Origin of the sequence: Bradyrhizobium sp. IC3195 (genome assembly GCF_020193585.1) — a bacterium.
GTDB lineage: Bacteria > Pseudomonadota > Alphaproteobacteria > Rhizobiales > Xanthobacteraceae > Bradyrhizobium > Bradyrhizobium yuanmingense.
Window position 1 is genome coordinate 1 of the sequence record NZ_JADYVG010000051.1, and the last position, 5,732, is coordinate 5,732.

A 5,732-nucleotide genomic window follows, 5' to 3' on the forward strand; every position below is an offset into this window, starting at 1 on the left:
CCAGCCGCCTTCATCCTGATCACATCGCGCACACGGCGCATCGCAAGCCTCTCCGTCGGCATCCAGGGTCCCCCTTCGCAAAACCGAAAGGTTGACCCTATGGGAGCCAGAAGAGGTCTCGTCACCCCGGGTTCGCCCTTGCGAGACCCGGGCGACATCATCCCGGAATGGTGGGTGACATCATCTCGGAATCCTGGGCGACATCGATCGGAATCCGCAACCCTACAAGCACGCCACTCGAATCGGTTGGCTCCTCCGTGGGTCCTCTAGAAGCGCGCGTATGCGCGCTGCGATCTTCCGTGCCTCCTCAGGCCCGGGTTCGAGCTTCACGCAATCGAGGATGCTGAGCAGCGCCTGGGCCTCCTCAGCATTAAACGTCGCGACTTGTCGATCTGCCAGGCTCAAAGATTGATCGGCCGCCCGGGCCTGATTGGCTGCAAGCACCGCAAGCGCCTGCGAGCGTAGGGAGGTGGCGTGTCGCTCCAACGTGTGCATTCCGTTTGGACCTGCAAGGTGGCGTCGCAAGCGATGGTGGCCAGCCCGTCCTCGAAGACTGAGGCTGACCACCTTTGCTCCCGAGAGGCTGAAATTCTCAAGATGCTACCAATTTGTATTCTGAGAACAGTTGGAGAGCACCTACCAGCACGAGGGGGTTGCCGCATCCCGCGTGCCTGTATAAAATGCTCGGTCTGTAACTGTTCGAGCTGGCTCCGCTCATAGGAGTAACGCCTTGCCAAGGACCGAAGTGGCAATCCAAGCATTCACGGACTACGTCCGTAGGCCAAGCCATACACCGGCAGAAGACACGTACGGCCCACAGCGAACTAAAGAACAGCTGGCCGATTGGCGATCCCGGGTTGAAGTTATCCGCTCAAAAATGGACGCGGTGGCGGATTGCCCGATTTCGACCTTATCCGAATTCGAGGCGCTCAGACGCGAGATGGGGACAGATTTTCCCGCAACGCCACCCGCTTTACTTAACCGTGTAGCGGACGCATTTTTACACCGTGGTTCGGCGGATGCCCGACCCTCAATCAGGACGGAGCCGGATGATGCCTAGCACATTCTCGCTGCACAAGATCGACGAAGCGATACGCGACCTCGAAGAAAAAGTTGCTCACGGTGCAGAAATCAGCCGCGAGGAGCTCGCGAGCAGCATTCTGCGGATTACGAAGCGTCTTCGAGATGAACTCGAAGCGGCGGTCACGGTAGTCGATAGCCTCAAGGATCACACCGGACTCACGGTGGCAGCCGCGCGACCTAAACAGCGGGAACGTTAGCGGCAACTTGACTCGACGCTTGGAAGTGGACCAATAAAGTGCTGTCCCTGCCACTCGCTAGTGACTTCTACGCAGCCAGCCTCAGCGACGAAAGAAGCTGACGGGGATACATCATCCCGACGAATGCCCTAGCGCAACTACCAGGATAGGGCGGTGACTTGGCGATCAGTCCCGGATCGTAGGCAGCACGGGCGCGGCGCGCTGGCGAAAGTCTCACAGGCATCCCACCCGAGAACCGGCTGGTACGGGGATGTCCCGGGTTCTGTTGAATTTCTGAAGAGGTCGGCGTTGCTCACCTTGAGCCGGTAGGCTCGGGGTGCTGATTCCACAAAGGAGAGCAACGCCATGACGAGAGATATCACACCGGCTGGTTCGCCGGCGACTGGGGCTGTGGACGAAGCGTTTGCGGAAGTGCGGGCGAGCTTTGATCGGTTCTGCCTTGCGGCGGGGATCGAGGCGCTCGGCACGATGATGGAGGCGGACGTGACGGCGGCCTGCGGGCCGCGCCACGGTCGCGATGCGGCGCGGCGGGCGCACCGTTGGGGCCGAACGCGCGGACGGATCGGTTTCCACGGCGGCAAGATCGAGGTCGAGCGCCCGCGGGTCCGGGGCGTGGACGGCCGCGAGGTCACGATCCCGAGCTGGGAAACGGCGGCGCAGGAGGACTGGCTCGGTCGCTGGGCGATGAACCTGATGCTGATCAATGTGTCGACGCGCCGGTTCGGCCGCGCTGTCCGGCTGCCCGAGGGTGACGTGCCGGCACCGCCCGGATCGGGGGGTTCGAAGTCGGCGGCCTCGCGGAGGTTCGTAGCGCTGTCGGCGGCGCGGCTGGCCGACTTCATGGCTGCCGATCTGTCCGCGCTCGACCTTCTGGTGGTCCAAATCGACGGGCTGCATCTCGGCGACGATCTCGTGCTGGTCGCCGCGATCGGGGTTGACGGCGAAGGCAACAAGCATCCGCTGGCGCTGGTGGAAGGGGCGACCGAGAATGCCGCAACGGTTCAGGCCCTGCTGGGCAACCTGGTCTCGCGCGGGCTCGACCCGACGGTGCCAAGACTGTTCATCGCCGACGGCGCGAAGGCGTTGTCGAAGGCGATCCTCCGCACCTTCGGTTCGGCCGCTGCGATCCAGCGCTGCCAGATCCACAAGGCGCGCAACATCATGGAACGCCTGCCGAAACAGCATCATGCGGCCACCCGTCGGGCGCTGCGCCAGGCCTGGGAGCTCGATGATACCGACAAGGCCGAAAAATTGATCCGCAATCCCGCGCGTCGACTCGACCAGCAATGGCCCGGCGTAGCGGCCAGCATCCTCGAAGGCCTCGACGAAATCCTGACCGTCGTCCGGTTGAAGTTGCCGAAGGAGCTTCGTCGATCGCTCGCCTGTACCAACATCGCCGAGAACATGATGGGCACCATTCGCCGCGTCACGCGCAACGTCAAACGCTGGCGGGATGCCGGTATGGCCTTGCGACGGGTCGCGGCCGGCATGATCGAGGCCAACAAGGGCTTCCGACGATTGAAGGCGCATAAGCAATTGTCGGTTCTGCGTGCGGCTCTTCAAGCTCGCCACAATCGCATGACGATCAACCCCGTTGCCCACGTCACGAGGGCCGCGTAACATTCATTCCGGCAACGTCGATCCGACCTAGTTCAACAGCGATCGGGACATCCCCGGCTGGTACACCGCGACGCTCATTGGAACGAGGGCCCGAAATCACCATCGGCCCCTTTGGCCAGTGCCCACGGCAGTAACCAGCATTATTGAGGATTGGATTGAGGGCGTCATCATCTTAACCGACAACGATGAGAACCTGGAGGAGATTGCCGCGCTTCACTAGGGCAACGGGCCGACCTGTATGGCGCAACCTGACCGAAATCCCGCGGTGATAGTGGAGCGGGCGCCACTACGTCTTGGCTGACGCGCGGAATTTTTCAGCATTCTCCGCGGCCACAGCTAAGGATCGAGATAACTCACGTGCCTGCCCCGCCGTCACCTGGAGGTGAACGCCGACGACGCTCGCGATGGCAATGGAGATTTCACCATCTATCTGCTCAACTATGATGGCAGCCGACTTGTCGATCTCGATCTCGGCAATACGTCCAATGATAACATCCTGTTCATTCGCCATCACGACACGGCCTCCATTTGTGGTCGGTTCGGCTGGAGGTGCAGCGGCGGGACCCTATCCGTAGAATCGAATCAAAAGGCGGATAGCAAAGAACGCCCCCGCAGCTACCACTGCCGTCATGGCTATCGCGAAAGCTATTCTAGCGGCTTGGATGGTGATCTCTTGGCGTTAATTCGAGGGGGCGATCTTGGTGGGCAGATTCACATGCTTCCGCCCCTTACGAGTGACGGTCGCGATGAGGCATTATCGCCGAAGGCGAACTGCGACGCACCTACCAAGATGGTGGGGTATTATGAAGATTTAACGGCCTTGCTGTGGCAATACCATCCGCTCAATCCTGCCTTTTGACATACTGAAGGAACACACCGGGAGGACAATTTGCCTTACACAATCGTCTTTACACAACACCTCCACCCCAGCCACTGACAGTCCTTTCTGCGGCGAGCGGCCACAGGCCTACCGTGGTATTTTGCACCATTGCCGCCATCTCCACCGTTGAGGCCAGCAGTGCCATTCAAGGCCCGGAAAGCTACGGGTCCAACCGCGAAATCGCGATCGGCCACAAACGGTAGTCGTCCGGAATTCCCTCAACCTGAGGATCGCTCTACAGAATTTATCGCGATGGTTATTGGGTTTCGGAATAATGTGGGAAGCGCCAACAAGAATAACGGAGAATGAGGGATATGAGCCTGGAGCGCCAGTACCGAGAGCTAAAGGATTTGCAAGAAAAGGTCCGTCAACGTGAAGGGAAGAATTGGTCCCGGCGGTCCCTCGAAAGGCAGTCGGTGTGGCGAGAGGTTCTTCTCTCAATTCCGGGACACATCACCTCCGAGCCATGCCTGGTGCGTGATCTATCCAGTAGAGGCGCTGGCATTCAGCTTAACGGACTCACGCTTCTGCCGACGGAGTTTTCGCTTTCTTTCGATGGGTTTCGCACCACCTCTCCTTGTCGCCTCACGTGGCGACAGGGAGACTTTATCGGGGTGGCGTTCCAAAACACGGACCGTTATTCAGCCCTCGTGAAGCCAAATACGAAGCCTGTTTTGCGGTAGTAGCGCCTTGCGTCAGCTTCCCGCACCGAGAAAATGAGTAGTTGCTAAATCGCGCAAATTGAGATGAATACGCCCACTGGCTGGAGGCAAAGCCCCAGAGGCCGACTATGCCAAGGACCATTCGTGAACAGCTCGAAGAAGTGGAGCGAGATATCACGCTTTACAATGAATTCGCAGAGGCTGAGAAAGCTCGCTTCAAACTTGAGTGTTTCCTTTGGACCGCGGAAGAACGCATCGAATGGCAGGAGACGCAGCGTTCGATTGCCGAGTACCTCAGGGAGCTCCACGACAAGCGCATCTTGCTTGATGAGCTTGAAGAATGACCTAGTGCTTCGCCGCCGTAGGCATACGATGAAGGCGCCAGATTGGCACATGCACGTGAGAGTCGGGCTTGCTAAAATACCTCCCGGCCCGGGGCGCGCGTACGCACGTCTTCCGCTAGGGGAACGAACACTGGTGCTACACAACACGGACAAAAGACACTCAAGTCGTCTTATGGGTCTTTCTGAAACACGCCTTGGCGACTGCTGGCGCAAATTGCGCTAATTAAGGCCGCATTCGCCCGATGAGCCACAGCTCGACTGCGGCTTTGTGCGTCCATTTCCGCGCCAATTTTCCTCGCGTCTTCTGGCCGATTTCTAGCTGGTTCGCAGCGCAGTCAAAGGCCGAAAGGGAAGGTGCGCAGTCCCGCGATCCCGGGCCGCCTCGGCTTTCCCAAAGTACCTTTGCAATCGATGGCCCTCGGCGGCCTCGCGCGGGTCAATCGACCCACGTCGCGCGCCATCCCTTGCGCTCGGCATCAGAGACCACGCGCTGCCGATCCCAGCCGAGCATGTAGCTGAGGATGGGGTGTGTTCGGATCACGCGGCTTGTCGGTCCTAGGACTACAGCAGCGTGGAAGTGCGGCGCATCGATCACGATCATCGGCCGTGCCCTTGTCGGCGCAGGTCTCGTCTAATCCGGCCAGCTCGATCTTGAGCGCTTGGTCCCGGTAGCCGAACGTACTGCACCGGCTGCGCTGGCTGTCGGCATTGAGACCATTGTCAGCAACTTGACGCCGGACGCCGCGACGAAGTGCCTGCAGAGCCCGCGAATTCACTTCGGCACGCGACTTGCTCTCTTTGCCGCATCATCACCAATCGCAGTGCGATGGTCTTCGGGACGGACTCGGCGCGCGTCGGTGTTAGCGTCTGGTCCGCCCCGACGGTTTTGCTGCGCGATAACTTAAGGGCGCTCGGTCGTGGACCGAGAAAATACAGGGACGTGTTG

Annotated in this window: 5 protein-coding genes; 4 read left to right on the forward strand and 1 reads right to left on the reverse strand. The window is 59.9% G+C overall.

Going from position 1 to position 5,732, the window contains the following annotated elements:
- Positions 1-1,052 precede the first annotated feature (1,052 nt).
- The 4 genes from I6F09_RS36900 to I6F09_RS36915 all read left to right on the forward strand — a co-directional run bounded on the left by I6F09_RS36900 (position 1,053) and on the right by I6F09_RS36915 (position 4,786).
- On the forward strand, positions 1,053-1,280 hold the full coding sequence (locus I6F09_RS36900) for a hypothetical protein (RefSeq protein WP_225152829.1): 228 nt from the start codon (positions 1,053-1,055) through the stop codon (positions 1,278-1,280).
- Between the two features lie 345 nt (positions 1,281-1,625).
- The gene (locus tag I6F09_RS36905) at positions 1,626-2,900 is read left to right on the forward strand and encodes an IS256 family transposase (RefSeq protein WP_225140638.1); all 1,275 of its coding nucleotides are present in this window, start codon (positions 1,626-1,628) and stop codon (positions 2,898-2,900) included.
- Between the two features lie 382 nt (positions 2,901-3,282).
- Positions 3,283-3,759 (forward strand): hypothetical protein, encoded by a 477-nt coding sequence (locus I6F09_RS36910; RefSeq protein ID WP_225140640.1) that lies wholly within the window; start codon positions 3,283-3,285, stop codon positions 3,757-3,759.
- An 811-nt stretch (positions 3,760-4,570) separates the two neighbouring features.
- Positions 4,571-4,786 (forward strand): hypothetical protein, encoded by a 216-nt coding sequence (locus tag I6F09_RS36915; protein WP_036046582.1) that lies wholly within the window; start codon positions 4,571-4,573, stop codon positions 4,784-4,786.
- A 436-nt stretch (positions 4,787-5,222) separates the two neighbouring features.
- Here the strand turns inward: I6F09_RS36915 and I6F09_RS36920 are convergent, their stop codons facing one another.
- The gene (locus I6F09_RS36920) at positions 5,223-5,387 is read right to left on the reverse strand and encodes a hypothetical protein (protein WP_157785314.1); all 165 of its coding nucleotides are present in this window, start codon (positions 5,385-5,387) and stop codon (positions 5,223-5,225) included.
- Positions 5,388-5,732 lie beyond the last annotated feature (345 nt).

Bases quoted from the DNA above. Each gene is read 5' to 3' on its own strand.
- I6F09_RS36900 (WP_225152829.1), top strand. From the start codon at position 1,053: ATGCCTAGCACATTCTCGCTGCACAAGATCGACGAAGCGATACGCGAC.
- I6F09_RS36905 (WP_225140638.1), top strand. From the start codon at position 1,626: ATGACGAGAGATATCACACCGGCTGGTTCGCCGGCGACTGGGGCTGTG.
- I6F09_RS36915 (WP_036046582.1), top strand. From the start codon at position 4,571: ATGCCAAGGACCATTCGTGAACAGCTCGAAGAAGTGGAGCGAGATATC.
- I6F09_RS36920 (WP_157785314.1), bottom strand. From the start codon at position 5,387: ATGATCGTGATCGATGCGCCGCACTTCCACGCTGCTGTAGTCCTAGGA.